Genomic DNA, 19,627 nt, shown 5'->3' with positions numbered 1-19,627 from the left:
TGGGTCGAACCAGAAATCAGCGACGTCCCTGGCGGTCCCGGCGTTCGTCCCAGCACTCACGTGATGCTCCTTCTCGGTGATGTACACATTCCCGTCCAGTCAACACCTCCCTGCCGGGAATCCTTCCCGGAGACCCCGCTCGCGGCAGTAGGGTCGAACGTGGTCGAACGTGGTCGACCGGAAGGGAGCATCCTCACATGTCCTCCACTCGCACGTTCGTCGTCGTCGGCGGCGGCCTCGCCGGAGCGAAAACGGCAGAATCATTGCGTGACAAGGATTTCGACGGATCGATCATCCTCCTGTCGGAGGAGGAGCATCTTCCCTACGAGCGACCTCCGCTGTCGAAGGAACACTTCGCAGGCAAGAAGGCTCTCGGCGACTTCACCGTCCACCACGGTGACTGGTATCGCGACCATCACGTGGACCTGCGGCTCGGCACCACCGCCACCGCCCTCGACCTCACCGCCCACACAGTGACGCTGCCGGACGGTTCCACGCTGGGCTACGACAAGCTCGCCCTGGCCACCGGTTCGCGCTCGCGCCGCCCACCGATCTCCGGGTCCGACGCCGAGGGAGTCCACTACCTCCGCACCATCGACGAATCGGACAAGCTCATCGACGCGGTCGCCGGTGGCCGACGACTCGTAGTGATCGGCGCCGGCTGGATCGGCCTCGAGGTGGGCGCCTCCGCACGGGAGAAGGGCGCCGACGTGACGGTGGTGGAAGCCGCCGAAGTTCCCCTGCTCGGCTCGCTCGGCCCCGAGATCGGCTCGGTCTTCGCCGAACTCCACCGCGAGCACGGCGTTCAACTGCACCTCGGCGCCACGGTCGAGGAGATCGTCGTCGACGACGGCAAGGCCACCGGGGTTCGGCTGGGCGACGGCACCGTCCTGCCCGCCGACGCGGTCCTCGTCGCCGTCGGCGCGGCACCCAACATCGAGATCGCGGAGCGGGCCGGACTCGACGTCGACGGCGGCGTTCTCGTCGACGCCGGGTTGCAGACCAGCGACCCCGACGTCGTCGCGGTCGGCGACATCGCCGCGCAGTGGCATCCGCAGCTCGGCACCCGAATCCGGGTCGAGCACTGGGCGAACGCGCTCAACCAGCCGGCCGTGGCCGCCGCCACCATGCTCGGGCACGAGGCCGAATACGGGAACCTGCCCTACTTCTTCACCGACCAGTTCGATCTGGGCATGGAATACGTGGGGTACGCCCCGCACGATTCGTACGACCGGGTGGTCGTGCGTGGCGATTTCGCCGCACGCGAGTTCGTGGCCTTCTGGCTCGACGCGGACAATCACGTCCTCGCCGGCATGAACGTCAACATCTGGGATGTCACCGATCAGATCAAGCAACTGGTGTCCTCGTCCGCCCCGGTCGATCCCGACCGCCTGGCCGACCCTGCAGTGCCATTGACCGACCTGTCCGGTTAACACCCCCGGCCCACTCGTGATGGGATGGCAGCATCGAGTACGAGCACCGCCGCCGATCACGAGGAGACCTCTGTGGCCCCACCGAACCTGACCCGCGAACAGGCAGCCGAACGAGCCGGACTGCTGACCGTCGACAACTACCTGATCGAACTCGACCTCACCGACGGGACAGGTCAACCCGGAGTCGAGACGACAATCCAGCCCGGAGTCGAGACGTTCTCCTCCCGCACCACCGTCACGTTCGGGGCCACCCCCGGCGCGTCCACATTCGTCGACATCGTCGCGGCCCGTGTGCATTCGGCCACGCTGAACGGCTCCCCCGTCGACGTGTCGGATTACGACGAGTCCACCGGCATCACACTCACCGATCTCGCGGAACGCAACGAACTGGTGGTCGAGGCCGACTGCGCGTACTCGCACACCGGTGAAGGGCTACACCGCTTCGTGGACCCGACCGACGACGCGGTGTACCTGTACTCGCAGTTCGAGACCGCCGACGCCAAGCGCATGTTCGCCTGCTTCGACCAGCCCGACCTGAAGGCGACGTTCGACGTGCACGTCACGTCCCCCGCCGACTGGAAGGTGATCTCCAACTCCGCGACCGTCGAGACGGTGGCGCCGGAAGCCGGCCGCCACATCTTCCGCACCACACCGAAGATGAGCACCTACCTCGTCGCGCTCATCGCCGGCCCGTACGCGGAATGGACCGACAACTACTCCGACGAGCACGGCGACATCCCCCTCGCGATCTACTGCCGCGCCTCCCTCGGGAAGCACATGGACTCCGAGCGCCTGTTCACGGAAACCAAGCAGGGCTTCGCGTTCTACCACCGCAATTTCGGCACCCCCTACGCGTTCGGGAAGTACGACCAGCTGTTCGTCCCCGAATTCAACGCGGGCGCAATGGAGAACGCCGGCGCCGTGACGTTCCTCGAGGACTACGTCTTCCGGTCCAAGGTGACGCGGGCGTCGTACGAGCGGCGGGCCGAGACCGTGCTGCACGAGATGGCGCACATGTGGTTCGGCGACCTCGTCACCATGCGCTGGTGGGACGACCTGTGGCTCAACGAGTCCTTCGCGACGTTCGCCTCCGTGCTCTGCCAGAGCGAGGCCACCGAGTACACCAACGCGTGGACCACGTTCGCCAACGTCGAGAAGTCGTGGGCGTACCGGCAGGATCAGCTGCCGTCCACCCACCCCATCGCCGCCGACATCCCCGACCTCGCCGCGGTCGAGGTGAACTTCGACGGCATCACGTACGCGAAGGGCGCCTCGGTCCTCAAGCAGCTCGTCGCATATGTCGGGCTCGACCCCTTCCTGTCCGGCCTGCGGGACTACTTCCGCGACCACGCCTTCGACAACGCCACGTTCGACGACCTCCTCGGCGCACTCGAGAAGTCCTCGGGCCGCGACCTGTCCGACTGGGGAGCGCAGTGGCTCAAGACCACCGGGCTCAACATCCTGCGCCCCGAATTCGACGTCGACGCGGACGGCAAGTTCACCCGGTTCGCCGTCCTGCAGTCCGGCGCCGCACCGGGTGCCGGCGAGCGACGAGTACACCGCATCGCCGTCGGTGTGTACGACGACCGCGACGGCAAGCTCGTGCGCACGAAGCGGGTCGAACTCGACCTCGACGCCACCGAACGCACCGACGTCACCGAACTCGTCGGTGTCGAACGCGGTCAGCTGATCCTCGTCAACGACGACGACCTCACGTATTGCTCGCTGCGGCTCGATCCCGACTCGCTCGCCACCGCCATCGACCGCATCGGCGACATCGACGAGCCCCTGCCCCGCACCCTGGTGTGGTCGGCGGCCTGGGAGATGACGCGTCAGGCCGAACTCAAGGCGCGGGACTTCGTCGCCCTCGTGCAGCGCGGCGTCGGCGCCGAAACCGAGGTCGGCGTCGTCCAGCGACTGCTGATGCAGGCCCAGACCGCGCTGCACAGCTACGCCGAACCCGAGTGGGCCAAGGAACACGGCTGGCCGGACTTCGCGAACCGGCTCCTCGAACTGGCGCGGGAAGCCGAGCCGGGTTCGGATCACCAGCTGGCGTTCGTCAACGCGCTGGCGGGGGCGCAGCTGTCGGCGTGGCACACCGAGGTTCTGCAGGAACTGCTCGACGCCGCACCCGAGACGGTCGGGCTTCCGGGGCTCGTCGTCGACACGGACCTGCGCTGGCGTCTCGTCACCGCACTCGCAGGGGCCGGTGAGATCGACTCCGAGGGCATCGAGACGCCGTTCATCGACGCCGAAGCCGAACGCGACCCCACCGCGGCAGGTGCCCGCAACGCCGCCGCGGCGGCCACCGTCCGCCCGCAGGCCGCGGTGAAGGAACAGGCGTGGAACCGGGTGGTCGGCGACGATTCCGTGCCGAACATCACCGCCCGCTCGATCATCGGCGCCTTCGCCGGTCACGGACAGTCCGAGATCCTCGCACCGTACGTGGCCCGCTACTTCGCGGACATTCCCGCGGTGTGGGAGCGGCGTTCGAGCGAGGTCGCGCAGACCGTCGTCGTGGGTCTGTATCCGTCGTGGTCGATCAGCGAGGAATCCGTGGCGGCAGCCGACGCATTCCTGGCCGGCGACCATCCGCCGGCCCTGCGCCGCCTGGTGGTCGAGGGCCGCGCCGGGATCGTCCGGTCGCTGGCGGCCCGGAAGTTCGACGCGAGCTGACCGGTGCCGATCCTGCCGGCCTAGTCCGGCAGGATCGGCACCGTCACACCCTGATCCCGGCCCAGCAGCACCGCGCGGGTGACGGCCGAGGAACCGAAGCGGTCGCGGAGGCTGTCGAGCGTGCTGTCGAGCGAACTGCTCGTGTACGGGTCGAACGGCAGCGCCAGCTGTTGCGGGCAGTCGTCCTCGAGGTTGGCCACCGCGACTCCGACGAGGGTGATGCCCTTGCGTTCGATCATCGGCATCGCGTTGTTCAGCAGGCCCCGGGCCGTCGTGAGGATCGTCTGCGTCTGAGCCGACGGCTGCGCGAGTGTGTGCGAACGCGTGACCCGGGTGAAGTCGTCGAACCGCAGCCGGAGCACCACCGTGCGCCCGACCCGCTTGCCGCGGCGCAGCCGGCCGGCCACCCGGTCGACCAACGTCACCAGCGCGGCGTCCACGTCCTCCCTCGACTTCGGTCTGCGCCCCAGAGCGTGCTGCGCGCCGACGGATCTCCGCCTGCTCCCCACCTGCACGGGACGTGGATCTCGTGCCCACGCGAGCGCGTGGAGGTGGTGGCCCGCCGCGGGTCCGACGACGGACATAAGCAGCTCTTCGGGATAGTGGGCGAGCTGCCCGACGGTGGCAATCCCGGCGTCGCGGAGCTTGACCGACGTCACCGCCCCGACACCCCACAGCCTTTCGACCGGCAGCGGATGGAGGAACTCGATCTCGCGGTCCGGCGGCACGTGCAACAGTCCGTCGGGTTTGCCCACCGCGCTGGCGACCTTGGCGAGAAACTTCGTTCTCGCGATTCCGACCGTGATCGGCAGACCCACCTGCTCGCGTACGTCGCGGCGCAGACGCGCCGCGATGTCGACCGGCGCGCCCGCGATCTTGCGGAGACCGGCGACGTCGAGGAAGGCCTCGTCGATCGACAGTCCCTCGACCAGGGGCGTCGTCCGGCCGAACACCTCGAACACCGCTTTACTCGCGGCCGCATACGCCGACATTCGTGGGCGCACCACGACGGCGTGCGGGCACAGGCGCAGCGCCTGCGCACCGCTGCTGGCGGTGCGCACCCCGTACGCCTTCGCCTCGTAGCTCGCGGCCAGCACGACGCCGCCGCCGACGATCACCGGACGCCCCCGCAGGCCGGGGTCGTCCCGTTGCTCCACCGAGGCGTTGAACGCATCGAGGTCGGCGTGCAGGATGGTCGCCTCGGCGCCACTCGAGATGCGCGGGCGCGGCGAATCGGACACGAACATATGTTCGCATCGACCACCGACAGAAGTCGAGTGTCGTTCAGGCCGACAACAGTGTTCGCAGTGCGGTGGGTGTCTCGCCGAGGTGGGCCCGGATGGTCCTGGTCATGTGCGCCTGATCCGAGAATCCCAGGCCAGCGGCGAGGCCGGCGAGGTCACGGTCGCCGTTCTCGATCCGCTCGAGCGCCCGCCCGACGCGAACCCTGTTGCGGTACCTGGTGAGCGAGACGCCCATGACTGCACTGAACGCACGACTGAGCGCGAACGGCGACACCCCGAACCGCTCGGCAAGCGGTATCAGACCGTCCGAGCCGGGCTCGTCGTCGAGGACCGCCGCGCGGGCAGCCGCGGCCACTGCGTGGTCCGGAATGCCGCCGCGCCGGTGTGAACACGACCGCGCCCGCGACGCGGCGAGCGCGGCAACCGCGACGAGCCGGACGACCTCCTCGGCGAGGGCGAAATGGACGTCACCGGTCCGGCCGGCACGGAGCAGGCGTCGATGAAGAAGATCGACGCGGGCATCGACGTACACATCCGAACGGCCGAGCGTCCAGTCGTCACCGGCGATCGCACGCCAGAGCTCGGGCCGGACACTGATCGACGTGCACCGGTCTCCACCGGCGGGGTGCGCGAACTGTTCCACTTCGCCCGGTACTCCGAGATACGCGACGGTCGTGTCGGCCATCGACTCGCGTCTGCCGATCCGGCGAACGAATCGGCCGCCGCGGACGAGCACGAACCGGTGATCATCCCGCACTTCCACGTCCGACCAGCCCGGGTGCACGGCGCAGCAGTCCACCGCCCAGACGCTAACGCCCGGCAGACGTGCGACCTCGCTCACCGCCACAACGGGGACGTTACCCGTGGGGCCCGACACCTTCCCGCACATGCGATGGCCTGCAAGGATCTTCAATCCTCACGGCAGTTTCTCGCGGCAGGCTGGAGTCATGTCATACATCTACGAGTCCACCCACATCGATGTCACGCCCGCTGCCGCGTGGGACGCTCTGCGCGACTGGGGTGCGTTGCACACGCGGCTCGCCGCAGGTTTCGTCACCGCTTCGGTGATCGACCGGGAGATCGGGTCATCACGTTCTTCGACGGTTCCGTCGTCCGGGAGCGTCTCGTCTCGTGCGACGAGGACGCGCGCCGACTGGCCTGGTCGATCGTCGACGGCCCCTACCGGCATCACAATGCTTCCGCCCAGGTGAGCGACGACGGCCACGGCGCGACCGTGTTCGTCTGGATCGCGGACATCCTGCCCGCGACTCTCACGGACCGGACCGCGGAGATGATGGAACTCGGCATCGACGCCGTTCGGCGGACCCTCGAAAGCGCCGATCGCGTCGTCGGCACCCGGTGAGACACCGACGGCCCGATCCGGTTCAGGAGGACTGAGCCGGATCGGGCCGCGCGGATGCTGATCTGTGCAGGTTCTACGGTGAGGCGATTGCCGCGCTCATCACGCGGATTGCACTCACGAGACCGTCGATGAGGTCTCCGTCGCCGAACGACGACACGGCGGCGGTGGCGCCGAGCTGAGCGACCCGGTCGGTGACCCGGTTGGCCACGGCCCGGCCGCTGCGGATCTCGACCGTCCGCTGGTTGGGCGAGACCGCGATGAGCACGGACCGTTCCGCCTCGGGCGTCGTCGGGAACAGCGCGTCGGCACCGGCCGCGGTGTCGTCGCCGAGGTCGCCGATGTACGCGTTGAAGCGCACCTTCGTCTTGCGGGTGCCTTCGGTGAGGGCATCGTCGAGGCGGACGAGTTCGTCCGTCGTGAACGGCAGGTCGTCGGTGAACGGCTCACCGACGCGGTGCACGCCCGAGATGCGACCGCTGGAGGTCACGACGCTGCCGACAGGCAGATTGTCCGCGGATACCGCGGACGCGGGAATCAGGTCACCACTTGCCACTTGCCGAGCCTCCAATCAGGTCTGCCGAACCGGCGTGCGCGCCGTGGTGTCCGCCGTGATGACCGTGCGTGGTCACCTCGTCGACGGCGCTCCACAGCACCGGCGCGTGCGTCCATTCCTCACCGAGGTGGAACGCGGGCGGCACGGGGCCCGGCGTCTTCTTGCCGACGAACGACATCCCCGCGAAGAAGGCGGTGATCAACGCCGGAATTCCTACGAATATCAGCACTGTCTCGAGAATGCTCACAACGCAAACGGTAGCCCAGAACCGTGCGAGGGGAAGCGTCAGGGCCGAACTTCGCGAAGCGGACGCGCGGAACGCTCAGGCGGCGCCTTCACCGAGGTAGGGCATCCAGGACGGGTGCAGGTCCTTGGTGGACGCCAGCAGTCGCCAGTGCGGCCCCGACGGAGGCACGAGGGAGGCCCTGAGCGTCCAGCCGAGTTCGGTCAGCAACTTGTCTGCCTTGCGGTGGTTGCAGGGCGCGCAGCAGGCCACGCAGTTCTCCCACGAATGCTCGCCGCCGCGACTGCGGGGAACTACGTGATCGACGGTCTCGGCCTTGGCGCCGCAGTAGGCGCACCGGAACCGGTCCCGGTGCATGAGGGCTGCGCGGGTCATCGGAACGCGGGCGCGATACGGGACGCGGACGTAGTTCCGGAGGCGGATCACGGACGGCACCTGTACGGACCACTGCTCGGAGTGGACGACCGGGGCCTGGGGATCCTCGTGGACGGTATCGGCCTTACCGCAGGTCATCAACACCACGGCGCGGCGGGCAGGAAGGGCGGTGAGCGGCTCGTAGGTGACATTCAGGAGAAGCACCCGGCGCTTGATCCAGAGCGGAACCGCATTCTCGCCCGGGAAAGAAGGCTCTGCGCTGTGCGCGGAGCCTTCGGTGATCACTTGTAAAGCAAACGCCCCTGAAACCCCGGCACTCCGGGCATCAGTGGGCACGAGTTGTCGGTGCGCGCGGGCGCTGTGTCGATTCTTCATGCGACCTCCGGGAGATTGCCACCAAGTGCACCATGAATTGCCTGCTCGTGCACGTCCATTTCCGACAAAAATGCAGGACGTTCGGTGAACAGACGGTGACGAAGACCGTTCGCGCCCGCACGTGCACAATGGAAGGCGCCATGACTGACGTGCAGCAGACCTTCTACGAGGCGGTGGGCGGAGCGGAGACGTTCCGCAAACTCACCGCGCGCTTCTACGAGGAAGTCGCCAAGGACGACATCGTGCGGCCCCTCTACCCCGAGGAAGACCTGGGCCCGGCCGAGCGCCGGATGCGGATGTTCCTCGAGCAGTACTGGGGCGGACCGCACACCTATTCGGACGAGCGCGGCCACCCACGACTGCGGATGCGTCACCAGCCGTTCAAGATCGGCCCGATCGAGCGGGACGCCTGGCTCCGGTGCATGCACACGGCCATCGCGTCGATCGACACCGGAACCCTCGACGACGCCCACCGCAAGGCCCTCTCCGAGTACATGGACATGGCCGCGGCGTCGATGGTGAACTCCGCCTTCTGAAACCGCCCCGCCCCGATTACGCCGGTCGAGTCGTGGTGCGGGCGATCGTTTGGCACGATGGGCGTTTGTGAGCACTCCCGCCGAAACGTCCGCCGACGACACACAGCCGGCACCCTGGTGGTCCGACGCCGTCTTCTACCAGATCTATCCCCGCTCGTTCGCCGACGCGAACGGTGACGGTGTCGGCGACCTCCACGGAGTGCGGGACAAGCTGGGATACCTCGAACTGCTCGGTGTCGACGCCCTCTGGCTGAGCCCGGTCATGCGCTCCCCGATGGCCGATCACGGTTACGACGTGTCCGATCCCCGCGACATCGACCCACTGTTCGGTGACCTCGCGACCATGGACGCACTGATCGAGGCCGCGCACGCGCGCCAGATCAAGGTGACGATGGACCTGGTACCCAATCACACCAGCGTCGAGCACGAATGGTTCGGCGCCGCCCTGGCCTCGCCGCCGGGCAGTCCCGAACGGAACCGGTACATCTTCCGCGACGGTCGCGGTGAGGACGGCGCAGAGCCGCCCAACAACTGGCCGAGCATCTTCGGCGGGCCGGCGTGGACGCGGATCACCGAGGCCGACGGCAAGCCGGGCCAGTGGTACCTGCACATTTTCGCGACGGAACAGCCCGACCTGAACTGGGACAACCCGGAGGTCGTCGAGGATCTCACGAAGACGCTCCGGTTCTGGCTGGACCGCGGCGTCGACGGATTCCGCATCGACGTCGCGCACGGCATGGCGAAGCCGGAAGGTCTGCCGGATCATGACTGGTCCGCCAACGAACTGCTGCAGAACTCCGACGACGATCCGCGGTTCGACAACCCCGCGGTCCACGACATCCACCGCGGCATCCGCAAGGTCCTCGACGAGTACCCGGGCACGATGGCGGTCGGGGAGATCTGGGTTCGCGACAACGAACGCTTTGGCGAGTACATCCGGCCCGACGAACTGCATCTCGGGTTCAACTTCCGGCTGGCCGAGGCCGAGTTCTCGGCGGAGACGGTCCGGGAGGCGATCGAGAACTCCCTGACCGCCGTCGACCAGGTGGGCGGGACACCCACCTGGACCCTGTCGAACCACGACGTCGAACGGGAAGTCACCCGGTACGGCGGCGGCGAGATCGGCACGGCACGCGCCCGGGCCATGATCCTCGTCGAACTGGCGCTGCCGGGTGCGGCGTTCCTGTACAACGGCGCCGAACTCGGCCTGCCCAACGTCGACCTGCCCGATTCGGCGCTGCAGGACCCGGTGTGGGAACGGTCCGGTCACACCGAACGCGGCCGCGACGGCTGCCGTGTGCCCGTTCCGTGGGAGGGCACCGAACCGCCGTTCGGATTCAGCACCGGCGAGCCCTGGCTGCCGATGCCACCCGAGTGGGCGTACCTCACCGTCGAGTCGCAACTCGAGGACGTCACGTCGACGCTGTCGCTGTACCGGGCCGCACTCGAACTGCGCTCGCTGCGTCCGGAGTTCTCCGGGCCCGGGGTCGACTGGTACGGGAGCCCCGCCGGCTGCTTCGCCTTCCGCAGGCGCGGCGGGCTGATCTGCGCCCTCAACGCCACCGGCGCACCGATCTCGCTGCCACCCGGCGAGGTGCTGCTCAGCAGCGCGCCGCTCGTCGAGGGACAGCTCCCACCGAACGCGGCTGCGTGGCTCATCTGACCCGCACTCCCGCAGTTGCCGCGGTCGTCGCAGCATCGATCCTGTTCGCCACGACGGGAACCGCGCAGGCTCTTGCGTCCCGCTCCCTCGGATACGACCTCGACCCGCTGGCCGTCGGCTCGGCCCGGGTGGTGGCCGCGGGTGCGCTCCTCGCGGCGTTCGCGGCTCTGCGGGGCGGACTCGGGTTCGGTGACGGCTCCGGGATGCGCGGGTACGTGCCCGCCGTATGGGGCGGGATCGGGGTCGCGGCGTACCAACTCGGCTTCTTCAGCGGCGTGCAGAGTGCCGGGGTGGCGGCAGGAACCATGATCGCGCTGGGTTCGGGCCCCGCGTTCACCGGTGCACTGCAATGGGCGGTGCACCGGCACCGTCCCGGTCCGGTGTGGGCCGTGTCCACCGTCATCGCGGTCGCCGGCATGGCGTTGATCGTGGCGGGCACGACGGGCGGCTCCGACTCGGCCGGGATCCTGGCGGGAGCACTGCCTGCGCTGATCGCCGGCCTCGGGTACGCCGCCTACACGGTTGCCGGGTCGTCGCTGCTCGCCGCGGGTGCGAGTCCCGAGGCGGCGATGGGACAGATGTTCGGTCTCGGTGGACTGTTCCTGATCCCCGTGCTCGTCGCGACGTGGCCCGGCGGCCTCGACACCGGGCCGGGCGCTGCGGCCGCGGTGTATCTGGCGATCGTCCCGACCGTGCTGGCGTATCTGCTGTTCGCCGCCGGTCTGCGGCGGCTGCCACCCGCGACGGTCGCGACGCTGACGCTCACCGAACCGGTGGTCGCGGCGCTGCTCGGGACCGCGGTGCTCGGCGAGCAGTTGACCCTGGTCGCGGGGCTGGGCATGGCGGCCGTCGTCGCGTCGCTCGCCGTTCTGGCGACCAGCACGCTGCGGTCCGGCTGACGGCGCGCTACCGCGCGACCGACAACGGAATCCCCCCACCGCGGTGCCGGTAGATCGACCCGAACCGGGCGTCCACCCGCAGCCACGACGCGGTGGCACGCACCCGGACCAGTTCGGCGGCGTCGATGCGCTCGAGGTCGATGTCGGCGGTCAGCCGATCCGAGCCCGCGTGCGGAACGAATCCCATCGCGGTGAGAGCGAACACCACCCGCATCGGGATGCCGACGGTGTGCTCCGCGCCCTCCACCTGCAGGACTTCCTGGTCGAGGAGTGATGCGGGCGGTCCGTGGCCGCTGCCGTGCTCCTGCGCCAGGGCCGCACCGCGCTGCGCGAGGTCGACGAGGACACGCGCCGGGACGTCGTCGAGGTGGACGAAGCCCTCCGTCGGAGGCAGAGCGCCCCGCCACGCCGAATCCATCGAAAACCCGGGATCGATGTCGGCTGCGGTCGCCGCTTCGAGGGCGGCGAGCAGTTGGTCGCCGGCAGCCGACGTGTCGTCGGGGGTGATGGTCCCCGCGACCGTGCGCACCGCCAGCGCGTCGAAACCGGTTGCCGCCCAGATCGTCAGGCGGCCGGGTCCCCGTTGACGCAGACGCACCACCGTCGACTCGTCCAACCGGACCACCCGCGTGAGGAACGTGGCGAGATCACCGCGCTCCGTGGCGTCCGGGATCGACAGGACGCGCTCATGCACGCTGCCAGCTCTCCAGGTACGCACGCTCGACGTCGGTGATTCTGCGCAGTCGCTGGGTGTCGATGTCGAACGCCGCGATCTGCGTGGAGGCGATGATGGACGGCGCGACCGAGACGTCGACGCCCTTCGGGCGGACCTCGTAGTTGATCGTGAAATCGACCGCGCGCACCTTCTCCACCCACATCAGGACGTCGAGCGGTGAATCGCTGTGCCGGAGTTGCCCGCGGTAGCGCACATGGAGGTCCGCGATGACCGCGCCGTCACGCAACGTGACAGTGGGCCGGTCGTCCTCGAACAGCCAGGGAATCCGCGCCTCCTCCAGCAACGTCACCATCCGTGCGTGGTTGATGTGCTGGAAGACGTCCATGTCCGACCATCGAACTTCGACCTCCGCGTGAAAGCCCTCGCTCAACGTCATACCTCCGATCGGGTGCCCATACCTCGCACCATGCTGCGTACCTGACGCGCCGCCACCGAGAGCGTCGCGAGGTCAAGGGTCCCAGACTCGAAAATTTCGGTGAGAGCGGACCTCGCCCTGGCCAGCCGGGACGCGTTCGTCGACTCCCAGTCGTCGATCTTCTCCTGCGGCGTCTCGTGAGGTTCACCACCCAGGAGCACTTCCATCGTGAGCTGACGCAGCGAACTGTAGAGGTCGTCGCGCAACGCGAGGCGGGCCAGCGAATGCCAGCGGTCACCCCGCGCGAGAGTGGACACGGCGCTCAGCAGCCAGTCGATGCCGAGGTGCGCGTCGAGTTCGTAGTACAGCTCGGCGACCTCGTCGATGTCGCGTTCGGCGATGTCGGCGATGTCGCTGATGTCGAGCAGGCAGAACTTGTCCAGAAGCCGGAACACCTCGAACGCGAGGTCCTCGGGCGCTCCGCGGACGACGAGCGGACGCGCCCGCGTCTCCACGTCGGCGAGCTGATGCCCCCGCACGAGCTGCGGCACTCTCGGCGAGAGTGCGCGGAAGTCGGCCGAGTACCGGGCGATCTCGGCGCCCACCGCGAGGGGCTGAGGCCGGTTGGTCAGGAACCAGCGGGACGCGCGGTCGAGAACCCGGCCGGACTCGAGAATCAGGTCGTCCTCGATGTCCGCCGCGATGTTCGCCGACCGGATCCTCGACCACAGCTCGGGCAGGGCGAAGATCTCGGTGACCGCCGCGTAGGCGCGGATGGCGTCGGTGCTGCTGGCACCCGCCTCGTCCGCCAATCGGTACGCGAAGGTGATGCCGCCGTTGTCGATGGTCTCGTTCGCGAGCATCGTCGCCACGATCTGCCTGCGCAGAGGATGCGCCTTGATCGCGGTGCGGAACCGCTTGCGCAACACTGTCGGGAAGTACCGCGGCAGCCGCGGCGCGAACGTCTCGCTGTCGGGCAGGTCGGTCGCGAGGAGGTCGTCCTTGAGCGTGAGTTTCACGTGCGCAGTGAGGGTCGCGAGTTCCGGAGAGGTCAGTCCCTGCCCCGCCTGCCTGCGTCGTGCGATCTCCTCGTCGGTGGGCAGGGCCTCGAGTTTCCGGTCGAGTCCGCGACGGGACGCCAGGTGCTCGATCTGGCGGCGGTGCACACTCAGCATCGGAACCGCGCTGGTCCGGGAGACACCGAGGAGATCGTTCTGCGCGATGTTGTTCGCGAGCACGAGTTGGGCGACCTCGTCGGTCATCGACGCCAGCAGAGGATTACGTTCCTCCCGTGGCAACCCGCCGCTGCTCACCAGCGAGTCCAGCAGGATTTTGATGTTCACCTCGTGATCGGAGCAGTCGACGCCCGCGGAGTTGTCGATCGCGTCGGTGTTGATCCGGCCACCGTTCTGGCTGTACTCGATCCGGCCGAGCGCGGTCACCCCGAGGTTGCCGCCCTCGCCCACCACCTTCGCCCGCATTTCGTTGCCGTCGACGCGCACGGAGTCGTTGCTCTTGTCGCCCACCATCGCGTTGGTCTCGGTGGACGCCTTGACGTACGTGCCGATGCCACCGTTCCACAGCAGGTCGACCGGGGCACGCAGGATCGCCCGGACCAGTTCCGGCGGGGAGAGTTCGGTGACGGCGTCGTCGAGTCCGAGCGCGGTGCGCGCAGCGGCACTGATCGGGACCGATTTGCGGGTCCGGTCCCACACTCCCCCGCCCTCGCTGATGATGCTGGTGTCGTAATCGGCCCACGACGACCGGGGCAGCGCGAACATGCGGGACCGCTCCGCGAAGGACCTGGCGGCGTCGGGCTCGGGGTCGAGGAAGATGTGCCGGTGGTCGAACGCCGCCACCAGCCGGATGTGCCGGCTCAGGAGCATGCCGTTTCCGAACACGTCGCCGCTCATGTCACCGACACCGACCGCAGAGAAGTCCTGGGTCTGGGTGTCGACGCCCATCTCCCGGAAGTGCCGTTTCACGCTCTCCCAGGCGCCGCGCGCGGTGATGCCCATCCCCTTGTGGTCGTACCCGGCCGACCCACCGGACGCGAACGCGTCGCCGAGCCAGAATTTGTACTGTTCCGCAACAGAATTGGCGAGGTCGGAGAATTTCGCGGTTCCCTTGTCCGCGGCCACGACGAGATACCGGTCGTCGCCGTCGCGCCGCACCACCCGGGCCGGAGGCACGATCTCCCCCGACGCCTGATCGACGTTGTCGGTGAGGTCCAGGAGCCCGCAGATGAATGTGCGGTAGCAGTCCTGGCCTGCCTCCAGTGCGGCCGCGCGGTCGGCCGCCGCGTCGCCCGAGGGCGTCGGCGGATTCTTGACGACGAAGCCGCCCTTCGCGCCGACCGGGACGATCACCGCGTTCTTGACGGCTTGAGCCTTCGCCAACCCCAGGATCTCGGTGCGGAAATCCTCGCGCCGGTCCGACCAGCGCAGCCCGCCGCGGGCGACGGATCCGAACCGCAGGTGCACACCCTCGACGTCGGGCGAGTACACGAAGATCTCGTACTTCGGGCGGGGCTTCGGCAGTTCCTGGATCGAGGTCGGATCGAGTTTGATCGACAGGTACGACTGCGGCTCCCCGGTGCGGCCGACGACGAAGTAGTTGGTGCGCAGCGTCGACTTGATCAGCCCGAACAGACCGCGCAGGATGCGGTCCGCGTCGAGGCTGACCACGGCGTCGATGTACTCCCGCAGACGGGTGTCGAGTTCGGCGACGAGGTCGGGTGAGGGCGTCTCCGGGTCGAACATCGCTTCGAACAACTCGACGAGCGTGTACGCGGAGCGGGGATTCGCCAGCGCCACCCCCTCGATGTGGAACTGGCTGTAGGGAAACCCCGCCTGGCGCAGGTACTTTGCGTACGCCCGCAGGATCACGGCCTGCCGCCACGACACTCCCGCCCGCAGGATCAGCTCGTTGAACCGGTCGGCCTCCGCCCGCCCGAACCAGACCGCGGTGAAGGCGTCCGTGAACCGCTCCTGAAGCTTCGGTGCGGCGGCGGACGCCTCCTCGGCGGCGAGTTCGGCGTCCAGGTCGTCCTCGACCGAGGAGCGGAGCAGCTCCGCGGGGACCGACAGCCCGAAATCGTAGATCCAGCACGTCAACCCGTCCGGCCGCGGAATCAGGTAGGGCCGTTCGTCGAGCACCTCCACACCCAGGCTCTGCAGCACCGGAAGCACCTGGCTCAGGGAAATGCCGTCCCCGCCCACATACAGGGTGAATCGCCAGTGCCCGACCTCCGCCCCGGGGTCGCGGTAGAGCAGCAGATCGATGGAACCGTCTTCGAGCGCCTCCAGCCTCGCGAGATCCGACAACGCGCGCGTGGCGTCGAAATCCTCCTTGTACCCTTCGGGCAGGACGGCGGCATAACGCTGCGCCAGAACGGGATCCACACCGGTGGTCACCGGGAGAAGGTCACCGAGATGGTCGTCCCAGCTGCGGCTCGCCTCGGCCAGCATGCCCTGGACCCGCTCACGGTCGGCGTCCGAGAGGTCGAGCCGCGACCCCATCTGTTCGGCGCTCTTGCGGATCGTCACGTGCAGCAACGCCAGGTCGGACTCTGTGACGCGCGCGGTGTATTCCAAAGTGCCGCCGCCGAATTCCCGAAGCAGGATGTCCTGCATCGCGAGCCGGACCCGGGTGGTGTACCGGTCGCGGGGCAGGTAGATCAGGCAGGAGACGAATCGTCCGAGGAAATCCTCGCGCACGAACAGACGCACCTGACGCCGGAGCCCGATGCTGTGCACGGCGGTCACCGTGTCGAAGAGGGTGTCGGCGTCGCTCGAGAACAGCTCCGTGCGCGGGAACGACTGGATGACCTCCAGCATCGCCTGCCCCGAGTACGAATTCAACTGGAACCCGGCCCGATCGATCACCTTGCGCACCCGGCGGGCGATCACGGGAATGTCGAGGACGTTCTCGTGCAGCGCCGTGACCGTGAAAACACCGAGGAAGCGGTGCTCACCGGTGATGTTGCCGTTCTCGTCGAGGATGCTCACGCCGACGAAGAACGGGTAGACCGAGCGGTGCACGGTCGCGGGGAACGAACCCTGCGTGAGCACGAGCAGGGGACGGTCGGGGATCTCGGCGGCCGGCGGCAGACTCAGCGGGCCTTCGGTGACCGTGTCGGAGCGCAGCAGTCCGAGACCGCTGCCCGGCACCACCTGCAGGCTGCGGGCGCCGGAGCTGTCCGGCTCCCCCAGTTCGAAGCGGCGGTAGCCGAGCGCCGCGTAATTGCCCTGCGACATCCATCGCAGCAGATCGGCGCAGTCCTCCAGGTCGTCTTTCGACACGCCGGGACAGGGTGTGGACATCTCGAGTTCGTCGGCGAGCGTCCGCTCGAGCTTGCGCATGATGTCGGTGTCCCGGACCACCTGGCGCACGTCGGCGAGGACGGTGCCGACTTCCTTCTCGAGTGTGTCGAGAACCGCGGAGTCGGCACGTGGATCGAGTTGGACGTGGATCCACGACTCGGAGATGGCGTCCTCGTCGGCATCCTTGGCCTTGTCTCCCATGAGGATTCCGCGCAGCGCGCCGATCGGATCGCGCCGGACCGAGATGATCGGGTGCACGAATTCGCTGATCCCGATGCCCAGACGATTCAGCAGCGCGGTGATCGATTCGACGAGCAGCGGCATGTCGTCCGTCACGATCTGCAGGGACGCACCGAGTTCGTGCCCATCGCCCGGACGGTAGACCCGGGTGACCGCGCGTTCCGGCGGACGGTGCAGGGCAACTGTCAGATGCGCGCCGAGCACGGCCCCGGAGGCACCGTTGACGGCGCTCTCGCTGTCACCGCGATCGACGTGACGGAAATACACGGCTGCGAGAGTCGGCACCTGAGACCGGAGACCTTCGGGCAGATTCCGCGCCCACTCCGCATCTTTCAGTGCTGCCGATTCCGTCATCGGGGCTCACTTCCTCTTCGTTCCGATCGCCGCGGGCAACTCTCTCGAGACTAGCCCGCGGCGATGGGAACAGAGGGTGAACTTCGGGCACCCGCGTGCCGGATCCGTCAGCCGGTGGTCACCTGCGCGAGGTACTGCTCGAGCGCGTTCCGCTCCGCCTCGGACAGCGGACGCGAGCGTTCGGTCTTCACGTCGAACGCCACCATCAGGGCGTCGCCCGTCGCGCAGCGGACCCCGTCGCGGTTCGTGACGACGTGCCGGATCGTGTACGACGAGTTGCCGACATGGAGTACCGACACGTCGATCGTCAGCGGCCCGGAGGCGTCGGTGACGGGACGCAGGAATTCCACGTCCATCTTGCGCACCACCGTGGCGCCCGCCCGGGCTCCCACCGACTCCAGCTCCGAGGACAGGAAATGCACACGTGCTTCCTGCATGTACTCGACGAAGCGGGTGTTGTTGACGTGCCCCAACCGGTCGGAGTCACCCCACCGGACCTGAATCTCGTATGTGAAGACCTTCGGCTCCACCAGGTCAGTCCCTCGTGAGCTTGCGGTGCGTCACCCGGTGCGGACGTGCCGCGTCGGGTCCGAGCCGCTCGACCTTGTTGGCCTCGTAGCCCTCGAAGTTGCCCTCGTACCAGTACCAGGCGGCCTCGTTGTCGCCGAAGCCACCCTCCCACGCGAGGATGTGCGTGCAGGTGCGGTCGAGGAACCAGCGGTCGTGGGAGATCACGACGGCGCAGCCGGGGAACTGCTCGAGGGCGTTCTCCAGCGAACCGAGGGTTTCGACGTCGAGGTCGTTGGTCGGTTCGTCGAGCAGGATCAGGTTTCCGCCCTGCTTGAGCGTCATCGCGAGGTTCAGGCGGTTGCGCTCACCACCGGAGAGAACGCCCGCCGGCTTCTGCTGATCGTGGCCCTTGAACCCGAACGAGCTGATGTACGCGCGCGACGGCATCTCCGTCTGGCCGACCACGATGTGATCGAGACCGTCGGACACGACCTCCCACACCGTCTTGTCGGGGTTGATGCCCGTGCGGTTCTGGTCGACGTAGCTGAGCTTGACGGTCTGACCGATCTTCACCTCACCGGCGTCCGGCTCCTCGAGCCCGACGATGGTCTTGAACAGCGTCGTCTTACCGACACCGTTGGGGCCGATCACGCCGACGATGCCGTTACGCGGCAGGGTGAACGACAGGTCCTTGATCAGAACCCGGCCGTCGAAGCCCTTGTCGAGGCTCGAAACCTCGACCACGACGTCGCCGAGACGCGGCGGCGCCGGGATCTGGATCTCGTCGAAGTCCAGCTTGCGGGTCTTCTCGGCTTCGTTGGCCATTTCCTCGTAGCGGTCGAGGCGGGCCTTGTTCTTGGCCTGACGGGCCTTCGCTCCCGAGCGGACCCAGGCCAGTTCCTCCTTGAGGCGCTTCTGCAGCTTCTGGTCCTTCTTGCCCGCGACCTCGAGCCTGGCGGCCTTCTGCTCCAGGTAGGTGGAGTAGTTGCCCTCGTAGGGGTACAGGCGACCGCGGTCGACCTCACAGATCCACTGGGCGACGTGGTCGAGGAAGTACCTGTCGTGGGTGACGGCCAGGATCGCACCCGGGTAGGCGGCCAGGTGCTGCTCCAGCCACAGGACGCTTTCGGCGTCGAGGTGGTTGGTCGGCTCGTCGAGCAGCAGCAGGTCGGGCTTGCTGAGCAGGAGCTTGCAGAGGGCGACGCGACGCTTCTCACCACCGGAGAGGTGAGTGACCATCTCCTCCGGCGGCGGACAGCGCAGAGCGTCCATCGCCTGCTCGAGCTGGGAATCGATCTCCCACGCGTCGGCATGGTCGAGCTTCTCCTGGAGCTCGCCCATCTCCTCCATCAGCTCGTCGGAGTAGTCGGTGGCCATCAGCTCGGCGATCTCGTTGTACCGCTTGAGCTGGACCATGGTTTCACCGAGGCCCTCTTCGACGTTCTCGCGAACGGTCTTGGTCTCGTCCAAGTGCGGTTCCTGCATGAGGATCCCGACGGTGGCACCCGGAGCGATGAACGCTTCACCGTTGCCCGGCTGATCCAGCCCCGCCATGATCTTGAGGATGCTGGACTTACCCGCGCCGTTCGGGCCGACCACACCGATCTTGGCGCCGGGGTAGAAGCTCATCGTGACGTCATCGAGGATGACCTTGTCACCGTGCGCCTTGCGCACCTTCTTCATCGTGTAAATGAACTCAGCCATGGGGCCAGCCTAATGGTGAAGTGCGATGAACCCACATCGCGG

The 19,627-nt window shown here is 67.9% G+C and carries 16 protein-coding genes; 6 read left to right on the top strand and 10 right to left on the bottom strand.

Features of this window, described 5'->3' with window-relative positions:
• Positions 1-197 precede the first annotated feature (197 nt).
• On the top strand, positions 198-1,433 hold the full coding sequence (locus AZG88_RS37440; protein WP_005248199.1) for an NAD(P)/FAD-dependent oxidoreductase: 1,236 nt from the start codon (positions 198-200) through the stop codon (positions 1,431-1,433).
• 72 nt (positions 1,434-1,505) lie between these two features.
• Complete coding sequence (gene pepN / locus AZG88_RS37435) at positions 1,506-4,109, top strand: aminopeptidase N (protein ID WP_061700574.1); 2,604 nt, start codon at positions 1,506-1,508, stop codon at positions 4,107-4,109.
• A gap of 20 nt (positions 4,110-4,129) precedes the next feature.
• Here pepN and dinB read toward each other — a convergent pair whose 3' ends face one another.
• Together dinB and AZG88_RS54620 are read right to left on the bottom strand one after the other, a co-directional pair.
• Positions 4,130-5,356: a DNA polymerase IV gene (dinB, locus tag AZG88_RS37430; RefSeq protein WP_061700571.1), complete on the bottom strand. Its 1,227-nt coding sequence runs from the start codon at positions 5,354-5,356 to the stop codon at positions 4,130-4,132.
• Positions 5,357-5,393: 37 nt separating this feature from the next.
• Positions 5,394-6,200: a helix-turn-helix domain-containing protein gene (locus AZG88_RS54620; protein ID WP_231914331.1), complete on the bottom strand. Its 807-nt coding sequence runs from the start codon at positions 6,198-6,200 to the stop codon at positions 5,394-5,396.
• 150 nt (positions 6,201-6,350) lie between these two features.
• Here AZG88_RS54620 and AZG88_RS37420 point away from each other — a divergent pair, with 150 nt between their 5' ends.
• On the top strand, positions 6,351-6,716 hold the full coding sequence (locus AZG88_RS37420) for an SRPBCC family protein (protein ID WP_231914330.1): 366 nt from the start codon (positions 6,351-6,353) through the stop codon (positions 6,714-6,716).
• A gap of 73 nt (positions 6,717-6,789) precedes the next feature.
• Here AZG88_RS37420 and AZG88_RS37415 read toward each other — a convergent pair whose 3' ends face one another.
• The 3 genes from AZG88_RS37415 to AZG88_RS37405 form a co-directional block, all read right to left on the bottom strand.
• Complete coding sequence (locus AZG88_RS37415; protein ID WP_005248214.1) at positions 6,790-7,269, bottom strand: DUF5130 domain-containing protein; 480 nt, start codon at positions 7,267-7,269, stop codon at positions 6,790-6,792.
• On the bottom strand, positions 7,256-7,516 hold the full coding sequence (gene ctaJ, locus AZG88_RS37410; protein ID WP_005248217.1) for an aa3-type cytochrome oxidase subunit CtaJ: 261 nt from the start codon (positions 7,514-7,516) through the stop codon (positions 7,256-7,258). The genes AZG88_RS37415 and ctaJ overlap by 14 nt, the downstream gene beginning before the upstream one ends.
• Positions 7,517-7,591: 75 nt before the next feature.
• Positions 7,592-8,263, bottom strand: coding sequence for an HNH endonuclease (locus tag AZG88_RS37405; RefSeq protein ID WP_005248218.1), 672 nt, complete (start codon positions 8,261-8,263; stop codon positions 7,592-7,594).
• Between the two features lie 140 nt (positions 8,264-8,403).
• Here AZG88_RS37405 and AZG88_RS37400 point away from each other — a divergent pair, with 140 nt between their 5' ends.
• The 3 genes from AZG88_RS37400 to AZG88_RS37390 all read left to right on the top strand — a co-directional run bounded on the left by AZG88_RS37400 (position 8,404) and on the right by AZG88_RS37390 (position 11,361).
• Positions 8,404-8,799, top strand: coding sequence for a globin (locus AZG88_RS37400; RefSeq protein ID WP_005264320.1), 396 nt, complete (start codon positions 8,404-8,406; stop codon positions 8,797-8,799).
• A gap of 67 nt (positions 8,800-8,866) precedes the next feature.
• The gene (locus tag AZG88_RS37395; RefSeq protein ID WP_061700570.1) at positions 8,867-10,462 is read left to right on the top strand and encodes a glycoside hydrolase family 13 protein; all 1,596 of its coding nucleotides are present in this window, start codon (positions 8,867-8,869) and stop codon (positions 10,460-10,462) included.
• The gene (locus AZG88_RS37390; RefSeq protein ID WP_005248223.1) at positions 10,450-11,361 is read left to right on the top strand and encodes a DMT family transporter; all 912 of its coding nucleotides are present in this window, start codon (positions 10,450-10,452) and stop codon (positions 11,359-11,361) included. The genes AZG88_RS37395 and AZG88_RS37390 overlap by 13 nt, the downstream gene beginning before the upstream one ends.
• Positions 11,362-11,368: 7 nt before the next feature.
• Here AZG88_RS37390 and AZG88_RS37385 read toward each other — a convergent pair whose 3' ends face one another.
• The 5 genes from AZG88_RS37385 to ettA form a co-directional block, all read right to left on the bottom strand.
• Positions 11,369-12,055: a hypothetical protein gene (locus tag AZG88_RS37385; RefSeq protein ID WP_025432966.1), complete on the bottom strand. Its 687-nt coding sequence runs from the start codon at positions 12,053-12,055 to the stop codon at positions 11,369-11,371.
• Complete coding sequence (locus tag AZG88_RS37380) at positions 12,048-12,473, bottom strand: acyl-CoA thioesterase (protein WP_005264316.1); 426 nt, start codon at positions 12,471-12,473, stop codon at positions 12,048-12,050. Before AZG88_RS37380 ends, AZG88_RS37385 begins: the two co-directional genes overlap by 8 nt.
• Positions 12,470-17,371 carry an NAD-glutamate dehydrogenase gene (locus tag AZG88_RS37375; RefSeq protein WP_061700569.1) on the bottom strand — a complete coding sequence of 1,634 codons (4,902 nt, stop codon included), beginning with the start codon at positions 17,369-17,371 and terminating at the stop codon, positions 12,470-12,472. The genes AZG88_RS37380 and AZG88_RS37375 overlap by 4 nt, the downstream gene beginning before the upstream one ends.
• 107 nt (positions 17,372-17,478) lie before the next feature.
• Complete coding sequence (locus AZG88_RS37370; RefSeq protein ID WP_005248239.1) at positions 17,479-17,904, bottom strand: acyl-CoA thioesterase; 426 nt, start codon at positions 17,902-17,904, stop codon at positions 17,479-17,481.
• A 1-nt stretch (position 17,905) separates the two neighbouring features.
• Positions 17,906-19,585, bottom strand: coding sequence for an energy-dependent translational throttle protein EttA (ettA, locus tag AZG88_RS37365; protein WP_005248242.1), 1,680 nt, complete (start codon positions 19,583-19,585; stop codon positions 17,906-17,908).
• Between the last annotated feature and the right edge of the window lie 42 nt (positions 19,586-19,627).

Origin of the sequence: Rhodococcus sp. LB1 (assembly GCF_001583455.1) — a bacterium.
GTDB lineage: Bacteria > Actinomycetota > Actinomycetes > Mycobacteriales > Mycobacteriaceae > Rhodococcus_F > Rhodococcus_F opacus.
Note: the sequence above shows the minus strand (reverse complement) of the source record. Positions and strands in the feature narration are given on the sequence as shown.